This window comes from Kitasatospora sp. NPDC023118 (genome assembly GCF_055560875.1).
This window is the reverse complement of the sequence record NZ_JBVHHW010000056.1, coordinates 1-19,164: the sequence shown is the minus strand read 5'-3', so window position 1 is coordinate 19,164 and position 19,164 is coordinate 1. Positions and strand designations below refer to the sequence as shown.

Here is a 19,164-nt window from a genome sequence, read left to right as displayed (position 1 = left end):
CCGCTCGCCGGCCTCACCGCCCGCGCCGTCATCGTCCTCGACGAGAACGACACCGTCCTGCACACCGAACTCGTCCCCGAAATCGCCGACGAACCGAACTACGAGGCCGCCCTCGCCGCCCTCAGCTAACCCCACCACACCCACAGCCCGCCCCACACCCCCACACCACAAAACAGGAGGATGCGGGGCGGGCCCACACCCCCCGGAAACCGGGACCAGAGACCAACCCCGACCCCGGCAGACACACCGAGGCCCTCCCCGACAACCCCACCCGCGCCAAAGCACCCCGACCCGCCCACACCGCCATCGACACCGTCGACTCACCCACACCCGTCGCGCGGCTTGGTCCTGCCGGGCTGTCCGAGTGAGTGACCGCAAGCCCTACAAGAGCGACCTATCCGATGAGCTGAAATGCGAGACGGCCGCTGTCGGAGTCGAGGGGATGCGGCGATGAGCGAGATCAGGCCACACCTGTCGGTGCGCGGCCTCACCGACGATCAAGGCGGCCCAGCAGGCCGCCTAGAGTCGCTGAACGCCCGGCCTCGACGCGGGCCTAGCGCAGGGCAGCGTGGGTAACGTGCCGTGCATGGGTACCGATCAGAACGGTCGGTTGACAGCGGAACTGCGCTCTACGGAACGCCGTCTCCAGGCCGCGCAGCTGACCGCTGACGCCGATGCACTCGATGTCCTGCTCGACGACCGTCTGGTCTTCACGGGGCCCGACGGGCGCCTGTACGGGAAGGATGACGACCTGGAGATCCAGAGGAGCGGCCGGCAGCGCCTCACTCGCGTCGACGAGGAGGACCTCACGATGCTGGTCGCGGGCACGACCGGCGTCACCTGGTTCCTCGGTACGGTCGCCGGGGCGTTCAACGGTCAGGAGTTCACCGCGTGCGTGCAGTACACGCGCACCTGGGTCCATACGGCCGACACCGGATGGCGTGTCATCGCCGCTCACGTCAGTCCCGCCTGACAGCAGCCGATCGCTCCAGCCGATGTCCACCGTGCCCTCGGCGACCTCCTGTGGACGGCTGGCGAGATGGACGCGGGCGAACCTCGCGGCGGACGAGCCGGGGCGCAGCAAGTTCGGTACCTGTCACGCCGATTGACCGGCTGGCTCGTGCCGGCCCAGCCGACCCGTCGCATGTCTACCCGGCCACGGTCGGCCACCGCCCGAACGACCGACGGAGGGGCAGCCGCTGCCGCCCAGCCGGGAAAGCCGAATGCGGCCTCCTGCCTCAACGGGCCGCGCGCACGGCCTCGATGAAGCCCGAGGTGCGGCCGAACCCGTCGGGCAGCGGACGGCCGTAGGCCTCCCCCACCTCGGCGAGGGAGGTCGATCGGGTCGCCCAGCCGTGGGCCTGCAGCCACTCATCGGTGCCGGGGCCGAGGCCGCCGCGCCAGAGGTCGGTGACGTGGGCGAGCGCGGGGTCCTGCGGGGTCCTGGAGACGTCCCGGCCCTGTTCCATCAGGAGCCGGCTGCCCGGGGCGGACAACGAGCCGACGGCCGTGAGCAGCCCGGCGGCCTCCTCCGCGTCCAGGTAGACCAGCAGCCCTTCGGCCAACCATGCGGTCGGCAGCTGCGGGTCGAAGCCGGCCGCGACCAGGCGGCGGGGCCAGCCGGGATCCACCAGATCCCCCGGCAGCGCCGCGCGCTCACACGTCGCCACCGCTCCGACGGACCCGAGCACCGGCTCCTTGAAGGCCAGCACCGGCGCCAGGTCCAGTTCCCACAGCCGCGTCCCGGACGCCCAGTCCAGCCGGTAGGCCCGAGCGTCCAACCCGGCGGCCAGCAGCACGACTTGGCAGGCCCCGGCGGCCAGCAGCCGCTCGTCGTAGAAGCGGGTCCGCAGCACGACGTGCACGTACAGCGCCCTGCCGAGTTCGCTGATGCGTGCGGGCACCTCCGTCGGCACGCCGGCCGCCGCGACGAACTCGGCCGCGTACGGGTCGACGAACAGCGGGTCGGGGCGGGTGCTCTCGTACGCGCGTGCCCGCGCCACGGACACGGCGGTCCGCGAGACGGGGCTGAGCGAACCGGGCGTCTGCGTCATGCTGACAATCTACAACCGCGTCCAGGGCGAGCCGGACCGGGTCCGGGGCAAACCCCTTGCTGTCAGAGGAAGTCCGGGCACGCCGCGGCACCGCCCTCGGAGACGGGCTGCCACGCGCCGCGGTCCTCCCGCGCGCTCAGCGGGTCCGCTTCCGCTGCGCTTCCGATCAGCTGCGCGGTGATCGAGGGGGCCGCGGCCGATCCGGTCTCGGCGGGACGGTGGCCCGGGAAGGTCGGCTGTACGAAAACCCGCGGGCCGCACCGCGTGGCAGCGCGCGGACGATAGCCTCCAGTGCGGCCAGTTGCGGGTCGCCGCAGACGGAGAAGCCGGGGAAGGCTACAGCGGTTGGGGATGGCCATGGACGAGCGGACCGTACGGACACTGGGCGGTGACGATGCCTGAGAACTCGATTCCCATCGACAACACGCCCCCGAAGCCGGAGCCCAAGCCGCGGCCCGCGGCGCCGCCTCGGACGCGGAGCCTCGGCGAGATGGTCCGGCCCGCCGCGTACGTCGCACTCGTCGTCGTCGGGCTCGCCCTCACCGTTCTCGGCTTCGTCCAGTTCACCGACACCTTCGAGGAGGCCCGCGCGTACCGCGCCACTCCGGTCTGCGCCCCGGCGGCGAAGCCTGGCGACGACTGCGTGACGCTGGAGAGCGGCCGGGTGACGGGGAAGTCGGAGGAACCGAGCTCCGACTCGACCGACTACGTGCTGACCGTGGCCCGCGAGACGGCGCCCACCGACCGCTACTACGTCGGCAAGGCGTTCTACAGGGACGTCGACACCGGTACCGTCGTGGAGCTGAAGATCCTGAAGGGCAAGGTGTTCGAGCTCAGCTACCACGGGCACCGCTCCCAGCCCCCGAACACCCCGTACCTGGCGATCGCCGAGTTCAGCGGGCTGATCGCGGTCGGACTGGTGATGGTCGCCGCCGGCCTGGTCGGGGACATCGAATACATGGTCGGCCTGGCCCTGGCGTACGCCGCTGGAATCACGATCGCGACCGGCACTGGCTCCATCTTCCTGATCACCTTCCAGTGGCCGCTGATCGTCACCCTGAGCATCGCCGTGGTGTTCTGGCTGATCGCGGCCGTCATCACGTACACCACCTTCGAGGAGTTCTGAGCCCCGCCCCGCCGTCCTGTCCGAGCCGCGCACTACGCTCCCCCGCATGACTGCTGCGGTGCACATCCCCGAGTACGAGGACGAGGAGCTGCGCGCGGGCGAGGAGCTCGCGCGGGAGCCCGCCTTCTGGCTCGCCCACCTCCTCCTGACCCTGGGCCACGGCGACGAGGAGCCGGAGGCGTACGGCGTCGCGGAGGAGGCCTACGACGCCATGCTGGAGCGGCTCGGCGATGCCGAGGCCCCGGGGCTGGTGCTGCGGGTTCCGTTCAGCCGGGGCCACACGGCCTGCGTCGCGTACCGGAACTTCGAGGACGAGAGCGTCATCGACTTCTTCGTCCACCACCCCGACTGGGGCCGGCTGGGCTTCCTCGGGCAGCACGGTCCGCACGGTTCCGGCCCCGGACTCGCCTGGCGCGAGCTGACCGCCCTCGCGCGGAGCGTCGGCGGGCACGACCCCGCGGGGCTCGGCGACGAGGCGCGACGGCTTCTGCTGCTCCTTCCGGTGCTCGGCGACGCCGACACACCGCTGGAAGCGCAGCAGGCGGTGGCCGCGGCCCTGGTCGCGGTCGGCCTCCGGGCAGAGACCGCCCGGCAGTTGGCCGCGCGGCTGGTGGACGGACTCGGACTGGCACACCAGCCTCGGTGGAGCGTCACGGCCGACAGCCCGATCCCGGTCTGCTCCTCGGACTACAGCCCCCGGCAGATCCCGCTCGCGCTCGGCATCACCGAGGAGCAGGCCCACGTCCTGGCGGAGGCGCTCGCGGGTGACCACTGAACGATTGTCAGGTCTAGAACAAGGGAAAGGGGTCTCCCAAACACCACCCACCGGGAGGCCACCCGTGCACCTCAGGACCAGGACAGCGCCCAGGACAGCGACCAGGACTGCCACCAGAACAGCGACCAAGGCCGCAATCGCCTTGCTCACCACCGCTCTCGCCGCGACGCTCCTCGGCGCCGCCCCCGCCTGGAGCGCGCCCGGCACGGACCAGCCCCGGCAGCAGGTGGAGGTCTTCGCCGAGGACGGCGGCATCTCCCGCACCACGGCGCCGGCCGCCTCCCCTTACGTCGCCGCCCCGACCGCCGGCCTGACCACACCGAGCAACGGCGACGGCGAGGTTACCCCGCTGGTCCACAACGGCGACACCGCCACCAAGCTGGACGTGGTGGTGATCGGCGACGGCTACGCGGCCCAGGAGCAGGAGAAGTTCCGCGCCGATGCCGCCGAGAAGTGGCGCGAAATCACCGCCGTCGAGCCGTACGCCACCTACCGCGGCCTGTTCAACGTCTGGGCGGTGTCCGCCGTCTCCCCCGAGTCCGGCGTCACCGGCGATCCGGACCGGGCGACGGTCCGGCACACCGCGCTCGGCTCGTACTTCTGGTGCGACGGCGTGGAGCGGTTGCTCTGCCTGGACGAGAAGGCGGTCGACCGCTACGCCGCGAAGGCCCCGCAGGCGGACCTGGTGATCGTGGTGGCCAACAGCGCCAAGTACGGCGGCGCGGGCTACAACGACGTCAAGTCCCCGCTGGGCTACGAGGGCATCGCCACCGTGGCGGGCGGCAACGCCAAGTCCGGGCAGATCGCGGTGCACGAGACCGGGCATTCGCTGGGCAAGCTGGCCGACGAGTACGCGTACGACGGTCAGGGGACGTACCAGGGCGAGGAGCCCCCGGAGGCCAACCTCAGCACGCTGACCGCCGACCGGATGCGCGACCAGGGCGTCAAGTGGTCCCGCTGGCTCGGTCAGGCCTCGCCGGACGGCGGGACGGTCGGGACGTACGAGGGCGGCGGCTACTACCCGGCGGGGCTCTACCGGCCGACCGAGAACTCGATCATGCGCTCGCTCGGGCGCGAGTTCAACCTGCCCGGACGGGAGGCGATGATCGCCGGCTTCTACCGCCACGCCACCCCGCTGACCAGCCCGACCTCCACCGACACCTGGCTCACCGCCGCCGACCGCCTGACCGTCGACCTGCCAGTGCCCGGCACCCTGCTGCGCTGGTTCCTGGACGGACGCGAGCAGCCGCAGCTGCGCGGCCGTACGACGCTCGACCTCGGGGTGCTGCATCTGACCGGCCCGCGCTCGCGGCCCCACCTGCTCACCGCCGTCGCCACCGACCCGACCCCGGCGGTGGCGGACCCGGCGCTGCGGGCGGGGCTGACCGGCAACCTGTCCTGGCTCGTCAGCCGATAGGCACGGGAGCCCGGTAGGTACGGGAGCCCGAGGGGCGCCGGAGGCCGAGTTCGGCACCAACGCCCCTCCACGTGATGTCGCTGACGCGTCAACACGGCGAACGGAACCGGGCCCGGCGGCGGAGCGCTGCCGGGTCCGGGGCACCTACGTCGCCGGCCAGCGCTGCTCCTGCCCCTCCGGCGGCCGACGGCGCAGCGGTGCCAGTTCCCGCTCCAGCGTCCGGACGTCCCGTGCTATCCGCGCCGCGATCTCCCTCGGCTCGGTCTCGCTCGGCAGTCGGCGGGACCAGGAGCGGGGCTTGGCCGGACCGTCCTGGACCATGTGGAAGTTGAGTCGCACCACTCCTGCGACGTCGACGAGGCTCACCAGGATCCGGGTGTCGGCGAGATCGAGGGTGACCTCGTTCCCGATGCACGAGCAGGCCACCAGGCCCTCGATGCCCTCCTCCGCCAGGTACCTGGCCAGCGGAACCGCCCTACCCCGGATGAGAAACGGACGTGCCACCGGACGACCCACCGGACCCGCCTCCTCTCACCGCACGCGTGCGGCCCCGGCCGCGGCGCAAGCGCACCGCAACTGACCGGGCCCGCCCATGCTCCACCACGCCAGCGTCAAGCGCCAAGTCCGTTTCTCATCCGGTGACTTGGGCTTGGGCACCCACCCGGCGCACCGGCGCACACCCCGGCGCATCCGGCGTCCTGGGGGCGCCCGGAACTGAGTACTCCTACTCATGCGCCCCGGGCCCCGCTCCGCCAGGCTGGCGGTATGGACCAGCCACCCGCTCACGCCACCGCCACCTCCCGCCTCCGCCGGCCGCGGCGGCCGTCACGGCCCCCGCTCGCGCTCGACCTCGTCGCAGGCGTGGTGTTGCTGATCGCCGTGGCGGTGGTCTACGTGGCGCGGATGTTCGGCTACGGCATGGACCTGTGGGCGGCACAGGGTGCCGAGGGCGCCGCCGACCGGACGGCCCGCGCCGAGCTGGGTTTCACCTGGCGGCTGCTGTTCGTCTCGCTCGGCCTGGCCGGGGTCGCTGCCGTACTGCGGGCGCGCTGGACGACGGTGCTGCAAGTCCTGGCCGTACTGGTGCTGTTGGGCCTGGCGCTGCTGCTGCGGCACGACTGGGAGCGCGGCCATCCCGCCCCGCCCCCGCCGCTGCCCTCCGGGTACGTGCCGTGCTACAGCGGCAGCGGTCGGTGCAACTGACCCGCGTCCGCGCCAGGTTGGGTCCGGCGGGAACGCGTGAGTGCCCGCCCGCGCGAGGCGGACGGGCACTCGGCCGGCTCAACGACTCAGCGACTCAGCGGCTCAATGGCTCAGCGGCTCAGCCCGATCGCCGCGAAGGCGCCGACGAAGACGAGCCCGACCATCCCGTTCTCGATCGACTTGTCGATGTGCTGCATCGCCGTCACATACGTCAGGTCGTCACCGGCCGCCAGGCCCGGCATGACCGACACCTCGAAGGCGAAGCACGGCCCCGCCATCAGCCCCATCGCGATGGTGGCACCCACCGACACCGGCCCGGCGGGAATCCGACGGGTCGGGAATCCGCGCGCTCGACCATGCGCCGCGGCGGCATCGCGGAATCCCGGATCCGACGACGAGGGGCCGCCACCGCGTCGCCAGCGCCCAAGCCTCCGGCGCACCGGCTTGCCCCAGGGCAACCACGGGGAGTAGTTTTGAACTCGTTCAAAACGATCCTGGGGGCTCAGAATGACCGAACAACCGTTGACTGATCGAGTCGGCCGCCCCTGGCCGGTCGTCGTGCTCGCCGGGGCCACCTGGCTTCCGTGCTGGGTGGCGATCCGTTACGACAGCACCGGAGTGGGCCGCACCGTCTGGGGCCTGCTCATCGCCCTGACCCTGGCGCCCCTGTGCATCCGCGACGGTCGAGCGTTCCGCCGTGCCTGCGGGATCATCGCCGCCCTGCTGTTCTCCATCGAGTTCCTGGTCTCCATCCCCACCATGCTCTGGGCCCTGCCGTACCTCCTGGTCCTCTGCCCGGCCGGCTGGGTGCTGCTGCTCGCAGTCTGGAACACGGGTCCCGTCACTCGGACGATCGTCGGCATCGCCCTGGCGGTCATCCCGTTCAGCGTGGGCTTCGCCACCCTCTGACCGCGCCCGAGCGGCGGCGCCGCCGACCCCGGGGCATCATGACGGAGGAACGCCGCCGTTCACCGAGCGTGACCAACCCACGCGACGGCGGCCGGCCAGCGTAAGGAGGCCCGCCATGGCCGATCCCGCGAAGTCATCCCACCGCGCACGACAGCCGGCACCGGGCGTCATCGCGACCGACGTGCCCACCCGGCTGGACCGGCTGCCCTGGTCGCGCTGGCACTGGCGGATCGTGATCGGCCTCGGCACGGTATGGATCCTGGACGGCCTGGAGGTGACGATCGTCGGCAACATGGCCGGCCGGCTCGCCCAGAACGGCAGCGGCATCGCCATCACCACCGCCCAGGTCACCACCGTCGCCGCCGCCGTCTACGTGGCGGGAGCCTGCACCGGAGCGCTGTTCTTCGGCTGGCTGACCGACCGGTTGGGCCGCAAGAAGCTCTTCATGGTCACCCTCGCCGTCTACCTGGCGGCCACCGCCGTCACCGCCCTGTCCTGGACGGCCTGGTTCTTCTTCCTCTGCCGCTTCTTCACCGGCTTCGGCATCGGCGGCGAGTACGCGGCGATCAACTCGGCGATCGACGAGCTGATCCCGGCCCGGGTGCGCGGCCGGGTCGACCTGATCATCAACGGCAGCTTCTGGGTGGGCGCCGCGATTGGCGCCTTCGCCTCGATCGCCCTACTCGACACCGCGCTGTTCGCGACGGACGTGGGCTGGCGGCTCGCCTTCGGCCTCGGCGTGGTGCTGGGTCTGGTGATCCTGCTGGTGCGCCGGCACGTCCCGGAGAGCCCGCGCTGGCTGTTCACCCACGGGCGGGCACTGGAGGCGGAGCAGGTGGTGATCGAGGCGGAGCAGGCCGTCGAGCACGAGACCGGACGGCCGCTGCCGGCGGCCACCGGCGAGCCGATCCTGATCCGCGAGCGCGAACCGCTGGGCTTCGACACGATCGCCCGCACGGTGATCGCCCGCTACCCGCGCCGCACCGCGCTCGGCCTGGCGCTCTTCGTCGGCCAGGCCTTCCTCTACAACGCGGTGACCTTCGGCTACGCCACCATCCTGACCACGTACTTCGCCGTGCCGGAGGGCGACACCGGCTACTACTTCGCGGTGATCGCGGTCGGCAACTTCCTCGGCCCACTACTGCTCGGCCGCCTCTTCGACACGGTCGGCCGCAAGCCGATGATCGCCGGAACGTACCTCGGCTCCGGCGTCCTGCTGTTCGCCACCGCCGCCCTCTTCCAGCACGGCGCGCTCTCCGCCACCACCATGACGGCCTGCTGGACGGCCGTGCTCTTCCTGGCCTCCGCCGGGGCCAGCGCGGCCTATCTGACGGTCAGCGAGATCTTCCCGCTGGAGACCAGGGCGATGTCCATCGCCTTCTTCTACGCGGTGGGCACGGCGGTCGGCGGCATCAGCGGCCCGCTGCTGTTCAACGGCCTGGTCAGAAGCGGCAAGGTCTCCGACACTGCGCTCGCCTTCTGCATCGGCGCCGCGCTGATGACGGCCGCGGGCCTGGTCGAGGCGGCCGTCGGCGTACGGGCGGAGCGGCGCAGCCTGGAGTCGCTGGCTGCGCCGCTGAGCGCCGTCACCCCACCCGAACGGACGTAGGGCGTGTGTGCGGATCTTCGCCGCCTCCGCCGAGACCCGCAAGGCACGTCTAGCGCAGCACGCCGCGCACGGCCTCCGGGTCGCTGGGCGCGAGCGGGCCGGTCGGCGCGGCCGTGAGCGCCTTGGCCGTGGCCGGCGGCGGGGTGACGTACACCGGGGTCGGATCGGCCTCGGGCGCGCAGGTCTTGGCGATCCGTCCCTTGCCCTGGGGCAGGCTGCCGTCGCGCAGGTAGGCGGTGAAGGTGTCGTCCAGGCAGGCGTCGCCGTGGAAGAGGATCTCGTGGAAGCTGCCGCCGTTCTGGACGACCAGCTTGGAGCCGGGCAGCGCGTCGTGCATGGCGAGGCCGCCCTCGTACGGGGTGGCCGCGTCCTCGGTGGCCTGGAAGAGCAGGACGGGCGGCAGGCCCTTGCCGGTGATCTTCAGTCGGCCCGCCGGGTTGCCCTGGTAGGGCCAGAACATGCAGGCGGCGTTGTACCACATGTTGTTATAGGTGTAGAAGGGCGCGACCGCGTTGACCTTGGCCTGATCCTTCTTCCAGGACTCCCAGTCGCGTGGCCAGGCGTTCTCGGTGCACTGGGCCGCGTTGTAGGCGGGGAAGGTGCCGTCGTCGGCGCCGGGGGCCGCGTACTTGTTGTAGGCGATGGTCAGCGGCCGGGTGTCGTGCTGGGTGAGGTAGGCGGAGAGCACGGTGGCCATCCGGGGCCAGCGCAGGAAGTTGTAGCCGCCGCCGTAGAAGGTGTCCTCGAATTCGGCCGGGCCGATCTTCCCGGGCGCCGGGGCGGCGTCGGCCGGGGTCTTCCGCAGCGCGTCCTCGACCTGGTCGTAGGCCTTCTTCACGGCCTCGGCGTCGGTGCCCAGGTGGTAGACGGGGTCGGCCTTGGCGGTCCAGGCCGCGAACGCGTCGAAGCGGCGCTGGTGTTCCTTGTCCTGCAGGATGTTGTGGTCGTACCAGCTGATGGTCGGGCCGACGATGCTGTCCAGCACCATCCGCCGCACGTGGGAGGGGAAGAGCTGGCCGTAGGTGGAGCCCAGCGAGGTGCCCCAGGAGCCGCCGTAGAAGTTGATCTTCGGCGCGCCGAGCGCCCGACGAATGCTGTCCATGTCGCGGGCGTTGTCAACGGTGGTCATGTGCGGCAGCAGCCAGGACCAGTCGGCCGCGCAGTCGGCGGCGTAGCCGGCCGCCTTCTTCAGCCAGGCCTTCGAAGTCCCCTGGCTCAGCTGGTAGTCGGGGCGCTCGGCGTCGAAGTAGTGGGCGTCGCAGACGACATGGGGGTCGCTGCCGTTGGTGCCGCGCGGGTCGAAGCCGATCCAGTCGTAGGTGGAGGCGACGTCGGCGGGGATCTGCCCGGAGATGTAGGCCGGCATCCAGAGGCCGGAGTCGCCCGGGCCCCCGGGGTTGAGCAGGATCGGGCCCTGCTGCTTGTCCTTGGGGGCGGTGGCGGGGAGGCGGTTCAGCTTGATCTTGATCTTGTGCCCGCGCGGGTCCGCGTAGTCCACCGGCACGTCGAGCATCGCGCACTGGAGTGCGGGCGTGGCAGCGTCGTTACAGGAGCTCCAGACGAGCTTCCCCTGTCCGGTGTCCACGAGATCGGCGGCGTCCGGCCCGGAGGCGGCGGAGGCGGAGGTCCCGCCGAGGGTGGCGACGGCCGCGGCGGCCGCGAGGAGGGCGATGGCTTTTCTCATGGGGAGCATGATGTGACATGTGCAATGGCACATCCAGGGGGCGGACCGGACTTTACCAAGCTTTGACCAGCCGTCGGGATCCGACCATCCGTCACATCCGCGGTCCGGCACCGGAGCAGACATGCGGCGAAGGCGTTCCGCCGCCGCACCGCCGCCGAACAGCGCCAGATCCTCGCGCTCCTCGCGCCGCACCCGAACCGGATCCCTGCCCGCTGCCACCCTGATCGAGGAGATCTGGGGCGACGACCCGCCCAGACAGGCGCTCACCACTGTGCAGACGTACATCCTGCAGCCGCGCCGCCGGATCACCGGGCTCGGATCTGCGACCGCCCGGTTAGGCTGCCGCATGGCCAGTTTCACCCTGACCCGCCGCTCCCCGCTCCCACCCGCCGACGCTTGGGCACGGCTCACCGCCTGGCCCCGGCACGGCGACCGGGTGCCGCTCACCCGGGTCGGCGTGGTGCGCGGCACCGGCCGGGCGGTGGGGGACGTAATCCTGGCGCGGACGGGCGTCGGGCCGGTGCGGTTCGACGACCCGATGGAGATCACGGCGCTGAGCGAACCCGAACTGTGCCGCCTGGAGAAGCGGGGCCGGGTCGTCCGGGGCCACGCCGTACTGCGGGTCCGCGCGGTGGGTGCGGGCAGCGAGGCGGTCTGGGCGGAGGAGCTGCGGATCGCCGGCCTCCCCCGGCTGTTCGACCCGGTGGTGGCGTTCGCCGGACGGGTGGTCTTCGGCCGGGTGCTGGACCACCTCCTGACCTCGGCCACGGATTGAGGCCCCGCCGGCTCAGGTACGGCTGGCGCACATGACGGCGCCGGTCCCCCCGACCTTGAACCGGTGGCGATCGACCGGCTGGTCCGCCGCCCGCAGGGCGGTCGTCGGCGCCGGGCCGTCCCCGTCGCCGCCCCCACGGTTCCGGCCCGGCCGCGCCCCGGGCAACCGCCAGCGCGAAGCCGTGCCGGCCCCGCGACGGGCCCCGGCCCGCGCTACCGCCCGCGCAGCCGGCGCACCAGCTCGCGGGCGGCCGGCGGCCAGTCCGGGCGCTCGAAGGCGAAGCCCGCGTCGAGCAGCTTGGTCGGCACGACGCGGCGGCTCTTCAGCAGCAACTCGGTCTCCGAGCGCAGCGCGAAGGCGCCGAGCTCGGCCATCCAGCGCGTGGCGGGCAGGGCCAGCGGCATGCCCCAGGCCGTCCGCAGGTCGCGCATGAACTCGCGCTGGGGCAGCGGGTTCGGGGCGGCGAGGTTGACCGGGCCGGTGAGGTCGTCCCGGGCGACCAGGAACTCGACGGCGCGGACGAAGTCCCGCTCGTGGATCCACGACACGTACTGCGCGCCGCCCGCGATCGGCCCGCCGGCACCGAGTCGGGCCAGCCAGGAGAGCGCGTCGAAGGCCCCGCCGCGCTCGGGCCCGAGGACGACGGCGGTGCGCAGCGCGAGCCGGCGGGTGTGCGGAGTGTCGGCCTCCGCCTGGGCGCCCTCCCAGGCCCGGGCGATTTCGATGCTGTACCCCCAGGAGGCCGGGGCGCCTGGCTCGTCGCCGCCGATCCGGCCGCCGAGCTCGTCGTTGGGCGCGTCGTAGCGGTGGGCGTACACGGTGGCGGTGCTCATCTGCAGCCAGACGGCGGGCGGGCGGCGGGCGGCGGCGATCGCCTGGCCGACGGCCCGGGTAGAGAGCACCCGGGAGTCCATCATGGCCCGCCGGTTCTGCTCCGTGTAGCGGCAGTTGACGCTGCGCCCGGCTAAATTGACCACCACGTCGCTGCCGTCCACCTCCGCCGCCCAGGCCCCGAGGCTCCGGCCGTCCCACCCGACCCGGCGGGGCCCGGCGGGCCTGCGGCTGAGGACGACGACCTGGTGACCGGCGACTGTCAGGCTGCGGTCGAGCAGGCTCCCGAGCGCGCCGGAGCCGCCGGGAATGACGATCTTCATGAGTTCCCCCTCATCTCCGGCTTCGAGCCTAGCACCGCTAATTGAACACGTTCAAATCAGCTCGCAGGGCAACCGCCAGCCGCCGACGGTGGACACCGTCGCGCCGAGGATCGCGCCCCGGGCGATCCGATCCGCGAGGTCTGACGGACCGTTTTCAGTCAGATGTGGCGATCGTTCGATCTTGATCTATCGGGGCACTGATCACCGCCGCTAGGGTGCGGCGCGTCCCCGTTGTTACGCCCTCCCGTGCCGCTCCGACGGCGGGGAGACGACCGATCGGAACGATGTCACCGTGACCAGGATCCTCCGCCAGCTGATGACCCGCGCCGGAAGGGCGGCCGCGACGGTCGCCGTGCTCGCGGCTGCCCTCACCGGCACGACGGCCGGCACCGCCTCGGCGGCCGGCGGCTGGAGCTGCTCCGGGGCACCCGTCCCGAACGGCTACGTCATCACCATGTACAACCCTGGCGGCTGCGACAACCACGGCTCGTGGTTCCAGCAGCCCGCCCAGAACCGTCTGTGGACCTGCTCCGGCTCGCCGATCGTCTCCGGCTACGTGCTGACGAACTACGACTCCCGGGGCTGCAGCGGCGTCGGCGCCTGGTTCCACGAGCTGGTCCGCAACGGCATCTGGACCTGCCCGTACTCGCCCATCCCGGCCGGCTACCGCAGCACCACCTATGACGCCCGCGGCTGCAGCGGCCTCGGCGCCTGGCTCACCGTCAAGGTCTGAGAAGCGGGGTTCGCCGCACGGAGGCGGCCCCTTGGTCGTCCCCCCGTGCGGCCACCGACGGCGAGTTCTGGCACTCGGCCTTCGCACCGGCAACGCGGGCTCTCCGGGCGCCCCGTGGAGACGTGGTGCCCGAGATGCGTCCCGTCTCGAACCAGTCCGACTCGACTGCCAAGCCCGCGCGGTGCACCCGCCCTCCTGCCGGGCGCACCGCGCGGAGGGGTCACTCCGTCGGGGCGGCGGCCCAGGCGGTGTAGCCGCCGATGAGGTCGTAGACGTCCTCGCGGCCCTCGCGGCGCAGCAGGCTGGCGGCGATGGAGGAGCGGCTGCCGCCGGCGCAGTGCAGGACGAGGCGGCGGCCGGTGGGCAGTTCGCCGTGGCGGGTGGGGAGTTCGGCGAGCGGGAGGTGGAGGGAGCCGGGGACGGCGCCGGCCTCGCGTTCGCCGGCGGTGCGGACGTCGACGACCAACGGCGGCTGCTGGCCGGCGAGTTCGGCGCGCAGGGTGTGGGCGGTGAGCCGGGCACCCTGGCGCATCAGTTCGGGGTGGGTGAGGAACAGGTCCTCCGGGTCGGCGAGGTGGCCGGCGACCCGGTCGAAGCCGATCCGGGCGAGGCGGGTGACAAGTTCCTCGCCGCGCCCGTCGGGTGCGATGACCAGGATCTCGACTTCCGGGGCGACGACGGTGCCGGACTGCTCGGCGAAGCGGCCGTCGGCCGGGATGTTGAGCGCTCCGACGAGGTGGCCCGCGGCGAATTCGGTCGGGTCGCGCCCGTCCAGGACGACGGCGCCCTCGGCGCGGCGGCGCAGGAAGTCGTCGGCGCTGAGGGCCTGGACGGCCGCCGGGTCGAAGAGTTCGCGCTCGCGGCGGTTGAGGTCGGCGTCGTAGCCGAAGTAGCCGGGGGCGGTGGGCTGGCCGTCGGTGACCAGGGCGACGAAGGTCCGTTCGTCCATCGGGGCGCAGGCGTAGTTGGTGGCGCGCTCGCGGCCGATGGTGGACTGGCGGTCGGTGGAGAGGTTCTTGCCGCAGGCCGAGCCGGCGCCGTGCGCGGGGAAGACCAGCGTCTCGTCGGGCAGGCCCAGCAGCTTGCGGTGGACGCTGTCGTAGAGCATCGCGCCGAGTTCGGCGGCGGTGACGCCGGTGGAGGCGAGCAGGTCGGGACGGCCGACGTCGCCGATGAACAGGGCGTCGCCGGTGAGCACGCCGTACGGGACGGCGTCGTCGGGCTGCTCGAAGACCAGGATGCTGATCGACTCGGGCGTGTGGCCGGGGGTCTCCATGATCTGCAGGGTGACGTCGCCCAGTTCGATCCGCTCGCCGTCGGCGAGCTTGCGGATCGGGTACTCGGTCTCCGCCCTGCGCCCGTACCCGATCCAGGCACCGGTGCGCGCGGCCAGTTCGAGGTGGCCGGCCAGGAAGTCGGCGTGGAAGTGGGTGTTGATGACGGCCTCGACGGTGAAGCCGTGGGCCTCGGCGTCGGCGACGTACTCGTCCACGTCGCGGCGCGGGTCGACGACGACGGCGCGGCCGGTGCGCTCGTCGGCGATCAGGTACGAGGCCTGGGAGAGGCAGTCGAGGTAGAACTGGGCGAAGTACACGGGGAACCCTCCTCGGCGGCGTCTGGCGCCGCGGCACGGTCGCGGATGCGGTGATACCCCCACTGGTATATCTGCCAGCATACGACCTCCAGGGCACATACAGGTGGGGGTATTGCCGAACGATTTCGATAATACCCCCGGGGGTACTATGGCAGCCCCCGAGGGGAGACCGGCCGCCGCCGGACCGGGCACCGGCCGGGTACCGGCGGAGCCGAGGAGAGGCCCCTGACCGGTTCGGCCACACCCCGGGCGGCCGCCCGGCGCGCTGAAGGCTCCGGTTGTCCGTGCCGGGTGGCAGGCTTGGGGGCATGTGCGGCCGCTTCGTCTCCACCACCACGCCCCAGGACCTCGTCTCGCTGCTCGGAGAGCTCCGCTGGGACCCGGCCGAGACCTTCGCGCCGAGCTGGAACGTCGCCCCCACCGACCCGATCCCGGCCGTGCTGGAACGCCTCGACCGGAAGACCGGCGAGCTGGTGCGCCAACTGCGCCCGCTGCGCTGGGGCCTCGTCCCCTCCTGGTCCAAGGACCCGTCCGGCGGCGCCCGGATGATCAACGCCCGCTCCGACACCGTCGACACCAAGCCCGCCTTCCGCAAGGCCTTCACCGCCCGCCGCTGCGTCATCCCCGCCGACGGCTACTTCGAGTGGCGCGAGGTCCCCGCCACCACCGACCGAAAGAAGTACAAGCAGCCGTACTTCCTCAGCACCGGCGACGTGATGCTGATGGCCGGCCTCTACGAGTTCTGGCGCGACCGCACCCGCGCCGACGACGACCCGCTCGCCTGGCTCGCCACCGCCACCATCATCACCACCGACGCCACCGACTCGGCCGGTCGCGTCCACGACCGGATGCCGCTCACCATCGCCCCCGACGACGTGCCCGCCTGGCTCTCCCCCACCCACACCGACCCCACCGAACTCCACCACCTGCTGCACCGCCCGGCCGACGGCGCCCTGCGGGTGCGCGCCGTCCCACCCGCCGTCAACAGCGTGCGCGCGCCCAATGGCCCACAGCTGCTCGACACCGCCCCCGATCCACTGGGCCTGGCCGACTGACCTCCCTTCAGGGATTCCGCTGGCAGCCCGTTCGGTCGGCACTACGGTGAGCGGGCAGAGCCGAATGCGGAGGTGGGGGCGCCGAGGTGTTGATGTCCATGACGACGCACCTCCGGCCCGAGAGCCCGTACCCGCACGGCGAGCTCGACCACCTGATCGTCAACATCGACGTCGGGCACGTCTACCGGGGCGGCGGGCTCGCCACCCGGCTGCACCCCTCGGGTGCGCACTCGGACTTCCAGCACCCGGAGTCCGCGCACCTCCTGCTCAGCCTCGCCTCCCACTCGCGTTGAGCCCCGGCTCCCGTTGAGCCGACACCCCCGGACGCGACCGGGCCGGGTGCCCACCAGCACCCGGCCCGGTCCCGCTCCCGCTCGCCGTCAGCGCTGGCGCACCGCGGTGAAGCCGCAGACGGGCGTGCAGAGGGTCACTATCCCGCTGTAGCGGTAGGTGGTCCGCCCCCGGGAGATGCTGTGTACGGTCAACTTCTCCCGCAGGGTCGGCTGGTGGCAGCGCGGGCAGGCCGCGGCGACCGGCTTGCCCCAGGGGCGGTTCGGGTTGAGCTTGGTGGCCGCCACCACCATCAGGACCACGGCGAGGCCGGCGCCGCCGAAGCCGACCACCCGCCACATGTCGTTCGAGGACTCCCGGCGGTCGATCATCTCGTCGTAGCTGTAGGTGCCCCCGCCGCCGTGGTTGGACCAGATCCGGCACTCGCTGTCCCGGGTCATGGTCTTGCCGTCACAGGTCGGGGCACTGGTCGGGTCGGACTTGCCGACCACCAGCGCCAGGAACAGGCCGAAGGCGGCGAGGAGCCCCAGCACCACCAACGCCGTCGTCCGGCTACGGCCGTTGTGGAGGCGCGTGCGCTCTTTCACCGCCGTATCGATCACAGCCTGCGCCATGTTGCTGCCGTCGACCGCCACCACACATCTCCTGTTGTTCGTGTTCTGTGCCCAGATGTTCCCCCGATCGGCCGGGGTTGACCCGAACCCACCATGATCTGGGCGCATTCACACGAGACTTGGCGATTTCTTGACCTCGGGTCGCGCCTCCGCCGGACCAGCGGTCAGTTCTGGGGCGCCACCGAGGCCAGATAGGCCGCCGCCTTCCCGGGGTCGAGGAACCACTCCTCCAGGTCCGCCGGGCCGTTGAAGGCGTTGGCGAACCGGTCCGCCACGGCCGGGACTCGACCGCCCGCGACGAGCAGGTCGAGCACGTGCGGGGGCGGCGGCATGAGCATCGCGTTGGTCCAGGCGGTGGTGACGCGCCCGTGGGCCGTCCAGAACCGGTCGAAGGCGGCCTGCTGGAAGTCCCGGTCGAAGGGCTTGTCGCCGTGGGCCAGGATCGCCTCCAGGTAGACGGCGGCGCACTTGGCGGCGTTGTTGGAACCCTGGCCGGTGATCGGGTCGTTGGTGACCACCACGTCCGCGACGCCCAACACCGACTCGCCGCCCGGAAGTTCGCCGATCGGACGGCGCACCGTCGGGGTGAACCTGCCCGCCAGGGTGGCGCCGGAGTCGGTGAGCTCGACGCCGGAGCGGGCCCGGTCGTACTCCCAAGGTGTGAAGGTCTTCATCAACTCCAGTGTCACCCGCAGGTGTTCGGCCGGGTCGCGGAGCCCGTCGAAGGCGTCCGCCGGGCCGCCCGGGACGGCCTCCCAGAGCACGGCGTCGCAGGGCCCGGCCGCGGTCAGCACCGGCATGACGAAGAGCTCGCCGACGCCGGGCAGCACGTTGCAGCGCACTGCCGGGAAGTCGTGCTCGGTGCGCGGCGCGAGCCCGTACACGTAGCTGACCGCCAGTGCCCGTTGCGGCCGTGTGTACGGGGACCGCTCCTCGTCACGCTCGAACAGCGCGGCCAGCGAGCCCTTGCCGGCGGCGACCAGCACCAACTCGTACGAGCGGGCGAGGTGTTCGAGGTCGGAGGCGCTCACCTGCCGCAGTTCCACCCGGCCGCCGCGCTCGGCGAACAGCTCCAGCCAGGCGGACATCTTCAGCCGCTGGTCGACGGACTGCGCGTAGGCCTCCAGTTGCCCGACCCAGTCGATCACCCGCGCCGACTCCGGCCCGGCGACCGACACGCCGACCCCCTCGATCCGGGGCGCCTGCTCGGCCCACCGGTCCAGGCCGAGGGCGCGCTCGGTACGCAGCGCGGAGTCGAACATGCACTGGGTGGACAGCACCCGCCCGACCCGCACCTCCTGCGCGGCGCGGTCGGTCAGCAGCGTCACGTCGTAGCCGTGGGACTGCAGCCCGAGGGCCAGTTGAAGGCCGGACTGCCCGGCACCGACGATCAGAATTCTGCGCATCGCCCCTGCTCTCTTGCTGGTCCGTCCGGGCCCGGCCGCCCACCCTGCCCGGTTGCCAGTGGTCTGGATATCAGTCCTGGGCGCCCGCGTCCACGGCGCCGACACGCCTGGATGGCACCGATCCCCCCGGGGCGCCCTCGGGATGTTGATTTGAAAAATTCTTCAAGTTCCTAGAGGGTGACCTGTCGCCGACAACCCGCGCCGACGACCCGGGCAGCACAGACAGGACACCAGAGCGAATGAGCGACAACCTCCCCCCGTGCCCCTCGTGCTCCAGCGAGTACACCTATGAGATGAACGCCCTGATGGTCTGCCCCGAGTGCGGCCACGAGTGGGTGCCCGCCGAGGGCGGCGCCGAGCAGGCGGCCGGGGCCGGCGAGCGGGAGATCCGGGACGCGGTCGGCAACGTGCTCAGCGACGGCGACACCGTGACCGTGGTCAAGGCACTCAAGGTCAAGGGCAGCGCCTCGGGCATCAAGGCGGGCACCAAGGTCCGCAACATCCGCCTGGTGGACGGCGTGGACGGCCACGACATCGACTGCCGGATCGGGGGCTTCGGCGCGATGCAGCTCAAGTCCAGCGTGGTGAAGAAGGTCTGAGGCCGAAAGCCCGAAAGCCCGAACGGCTGAATGGCTGAACGGCTGAACGACGACGGCCCGTGCGAGCGATCCTTGGGTTCAAGGGGTCGTCGCAACACCACCTGGTTTCAGACGGTGAGTAGATCACGTAGGCGCTCGGCTGGGGTATCCCAGCCGAGCGTCTTGC

General features: G+C 71.9%; 20 protein-coding genes. 12 read left to right on the top strand and 8 right to left on the bottom strand.

Annotation, left to right across the window (positions count from 1 at the left end):
- The first annotated feature begins 586 nt into the window (after positions 1 to 586).
- The gene (locus tag ACZ3UD_RS36425; protein WP_465598004.1) at positions 587 to 973 is read left to right on the top strand and encodes a nuclear transport factor 2 family protein; all 387 of its coding nucleotides are present in this window, start codon (positions 587 to 589) and stop codon (positions 971 to 973) included.
- A gap of 265 nt (positions 974 to 1,238) precedes the next feature.
- Here the strand turns inward: ACZ3UD_RS36425 and ACZ3UD_RS36420 are convergent, their stop codons facing one another.
- Positions 1,239 to 2,054 (bottom strand): SAM-dependent methyltransferase, encoded by an 816-nt coding sequence (locus ACZ3UD_RS36420; RefSeq protein WP_465598001.1) that lies wholly within the window; start codon positions 2,052 to 2,054, stop codon positions 1,239 to 1,241.
- Positions 2,055 to 2,544: 490 nt separating this feature from the next.
- Here ACZ3UD_RS36420 and ACZ3UD_RS36415 point away from each other — a divergent pair, with 490 nt between their 5' ends.
- The 3 genes from ACZ3UD_RS36415 to ACZ3UD_RS36405 all read left to right on the top strand — a co-directional run bounded on the left by ACZ3UD_RS36415 (position 2,545) and on the right by ACZ3UD_RS36405 (position 5,372).
- Positions 2,545 to 3,180, top strand: coding sequence for a hypothetical protein (locus ACZ3UD_RS36415; RefSeq protein WP_465597998.1), 636 nt, complete (start codon positions 2,545 to 2,547; stop codon positions 3,178 to 3,180).
- A 46-nt stretch (positions 3,181 to 3,226) separates the two neighbouring features.
- Complete coding sequence (locus ACZ3UD_RS36410) at positions 3,227 to 3,955, top strand: hypothetical protein (RefSeq protein ID WP_465597995.1); 729 nt, start codon at positions 3,227 to 3,229, stop codon at positions 3,953 to 3,955.
- 142 nt (positions 3,956 to 4,097) lie between these two features.
- Positions 4,098 to 5,372, top strand: a complete 1,275-nt coding sequence (locus ACZ3UD_RS36405) for a M64 family metallopeptidase (protein ID WP_465597992.1) — start codon at positions 4,098 to 4,100, stop codon at positions 5,370 to 5,372.
- A gap of 144 nt (positions 5,373 to 5,516) precedes the next feature.
- Here ACZ3UD_RS36405 and ACZ3UD_RS36400 read toward each other — a convergent pair whose 3' ends face one another.
- Positions 5,517 to 5,876, bottom strand: a complete 360-nt coding sequence (locus ACZ3UD_RS36400) for a hypothetical protein (protein ID WP_465597989.1) — start codon at positions 5,874 to 5,876, stop codon at positions 5,517 to 5,519.
- A 261-nt stretch (positions 5,877 to 6,137) separates the two neighbouring features.
- Here ACZ3UD_RS36400 and ACZ3UD_RS36395 point away from each other — a divergent pair, with 261 nt between their 5' ends.
- On the top strand, positions 6,138 to 6,575 hold the full coding sequence (locus ACZ3UD_RS36395) for a DUF6234 family protein (protein ID WP_465597986.1): 438 nt from the start codon (positions 6,138 to 6,140) through the stop codon (positions 6,573 to 6,575).
- A gap of 110 nt (positions 6,576 to 6,685) precedes the next feature.
- Here ACZ3UD_RS36395 and ACZ3UD_RS36390 read toward each other — a convergent pair whose 3' ends face one another.
- Positions 6,686 to 6,880, bottom strand: coding sequence for an anthrone oxygenase family protein (locus ACZ3UD_RS36390; RefSeq protein WP_465597983.1), 195 nt, complete (start codon positions 6,878 to 6,880; stop codon positions 6,686 to 6,688).
- 217 nt (positions 6,881 to 7,097) lie between these two features.
- On the opposite strand from ACZ3UD_RS36390, the gene ACZ3UD_RS36385 reads away from it, so the two are divergent.
- Both ACZ3UD_RS36385 and ACZ3UD_RS36380 read left to right on the top strand, forming a co-directional pair.
- Positions 7,098 to 7,484: a hypothetical protein gene (locus ACZ3UD_RS36385; RefSeq protein ID WP_465597980.1), complete on the top strand. Its 387-nt coding sequence runs from the start codon at positions 7,098 to 7,100 to the stop codon at positions 7,482 to 7,484.
- A gap of 115 nt (positions 7,485 to 7,599) precedes the next feature.
- Positions 7,600 to 9,093, top strand: coding sequence for an MFS transporter (locus ACZ3UD_RS36380; RefSeq protein ID WP_465597977.1), 1,494 nt, complete (start codon positions 7,600 to 7,602; stop codon positions 9,091 to 9,093).
- Between the two features lie 49 nt (positions 9,094 to 9,142).
- Here the strand turns inward: ACZ3UD_RS36380 and ACZ3UD_RS36375 are convergent, their stop codons facing one another.
- A complete protein-coding gene (locus ACZ3UD_RS36375; RefSeq protein ID WP_465597974.1) occupies positions 9,143 to 10,777 on the bottom strand; it encodes an alpha/beta hydrolase in 1,635 nt (544 codons plus the stop codon).
- A 121-nt stretch (positions 10,778 to 10,898) separates the two neighbouring features.
- On the opposite strand from ACZ3UD_RS36375, the gene ACZ3UD_RS36370 reads away from it, so the two are divergent.
- Entirely contained in the window at positions 10,899 to 11,552 is a 654-nt protein-coding gene (locus tag ACZ3UD_RS36370) for an SRPBCC family protein (RefSeq protein ID WP_465597971.1), read from the top strand.
- 212 nt (positions 11,553 to 11,764) lie between these two features.
- Here ACZ3UD_RS36370 and ACZ3UD_RS36365 read toward each other — a convergent pair whose 3' ends face one another.
- Positions 11,765 to 12,706: a TIGR01777 family oxidoreductase gene (locus tag ACZ3UD_RS36365; protein WP_465597968.1), complete on the bottom strand. Its 942-nt coding sequence runs from the start codon at positions 12,704 to 12,706 to the stop codon at positions 11,765 to 11,767.
- A 292-nt stretch (positions 12,707 to 12,998) separates the two neighbouring features.
- Between ACZ3UD_RS36365 and ACZ3UD_RS36360 the strand changes: the two genes are divergently transcribed.
- Positions 12,999 to 13,439 carry a hypothetical protein gene (locus ACZ3UD_RS36360; protein ID WP_465597964.1) on the top strand — a complete coding sequence of 147 codons (441 nt, stop codon included), beginning with the start codon at positions 12,999 to 13,001 and terminating at the stop codon, positions 13,437 to 13,439.
- Between the two features lie 220 nt (positions 13,440 to 13,659).
- Here the strand turns inward: ACZ3UD_RS36360 and ACZ3UD_RS36355 are convergent, their stop codons facing one another.
- Entirely contained in the window at positions 13,660 to 15,033 is a 1,374-nt protein-coding gene (locus tag ACZ3UD_RS36355; protein WP_465597961.1) for an MBL fold metallo-hydrolase, read from the bottom strand.
- Between the two features lie 308 nt (positions 15,034 to 15,341).
- Here ACZ3UD_RS36355 and ACZ3UD_RS36350 point away from each other — a divergent pair, with 308 nt between their 5' ends.
- Both ACZ3UD_RS36350 and ACZ3UD_RS36345 read left to right on the top strand, forming a co-directional pair.
- Positions 15,342 to 16,088 (top strand): SOS response-associated peptidase, encoded by a 747-nt coding sequence (locus tag ACZ3UD_RS36350; RefSeq protein WP_465597958.1) that lies wholly within the window; start codon positions 15,342 to 15,344, stop codon positions 16,086 to 16,088.
- Positions 16,089 to 16,186: 98 nt separating this feature from the next.
- Positions 16,187 to 16,381 carry a hypothetical protein gene (locus tag ACZ3UD_RS36345; RefSeq protein WP_465597955.1) on the top strand — a complete coding sequence of 65 codons (195 nt, stop codon included), beginning with the start codon at positions 16,187 to 16,189 and terminating at the stop codon, positions 16,379 to 16,381.
- An 87-nt stretch (positions 16,382 to 16,468) separates the two neighbouring features.
- Here ACZ3UD_RS36345 and ACZ3UD_RS36340 read toward each other — a convergent pair whose 3' ends face one another.
- Positions 16,469 to 17,014 (bottom strand): hypothetical protein, encoded by a 546-nt coding sequence (locus ACZ3UD_RS36340; protein ID WP_465597952.1) that lies wholly within the window; start codon positions 17,012 to 17,014, stop codon positions 16,469 to 16,471.
- Between the two features lie 143 nt (positions 17,015 to 17,157).
- Positions 17,158 to 18,399, bottom strand: coding sequence for a styrene monooxygenase/indole monooxygenase family protein (locus ACZ3UD_RS36335; protein WP_465597949.1), 1,242 nt, complete (start codon positions 18,397 to 18,399; stop codon positions 17,158 to 17,160).
- A 239-nt stretch (positions 18,400 to 18,638) separates the two neighbouring features.
- On the opposite strand from ACZ3UD_RS36335, the gene ACZ3UD_RS36330 reads away from it, so the two are divergent.
- Positions 18,639 to 18,998, top strand: a complete 360-nt coding sequence (locus ACZ3UD_RS36330) for a zinc ribbon domain-containing protein YjdM (protein WP_465597946.1) — start codon at positions 18,639 to 18,641, stop codon at positions 18,996 to 18,998.
- Positions 18,999 to 19,164: the final 166 nt, after the last annotated feature.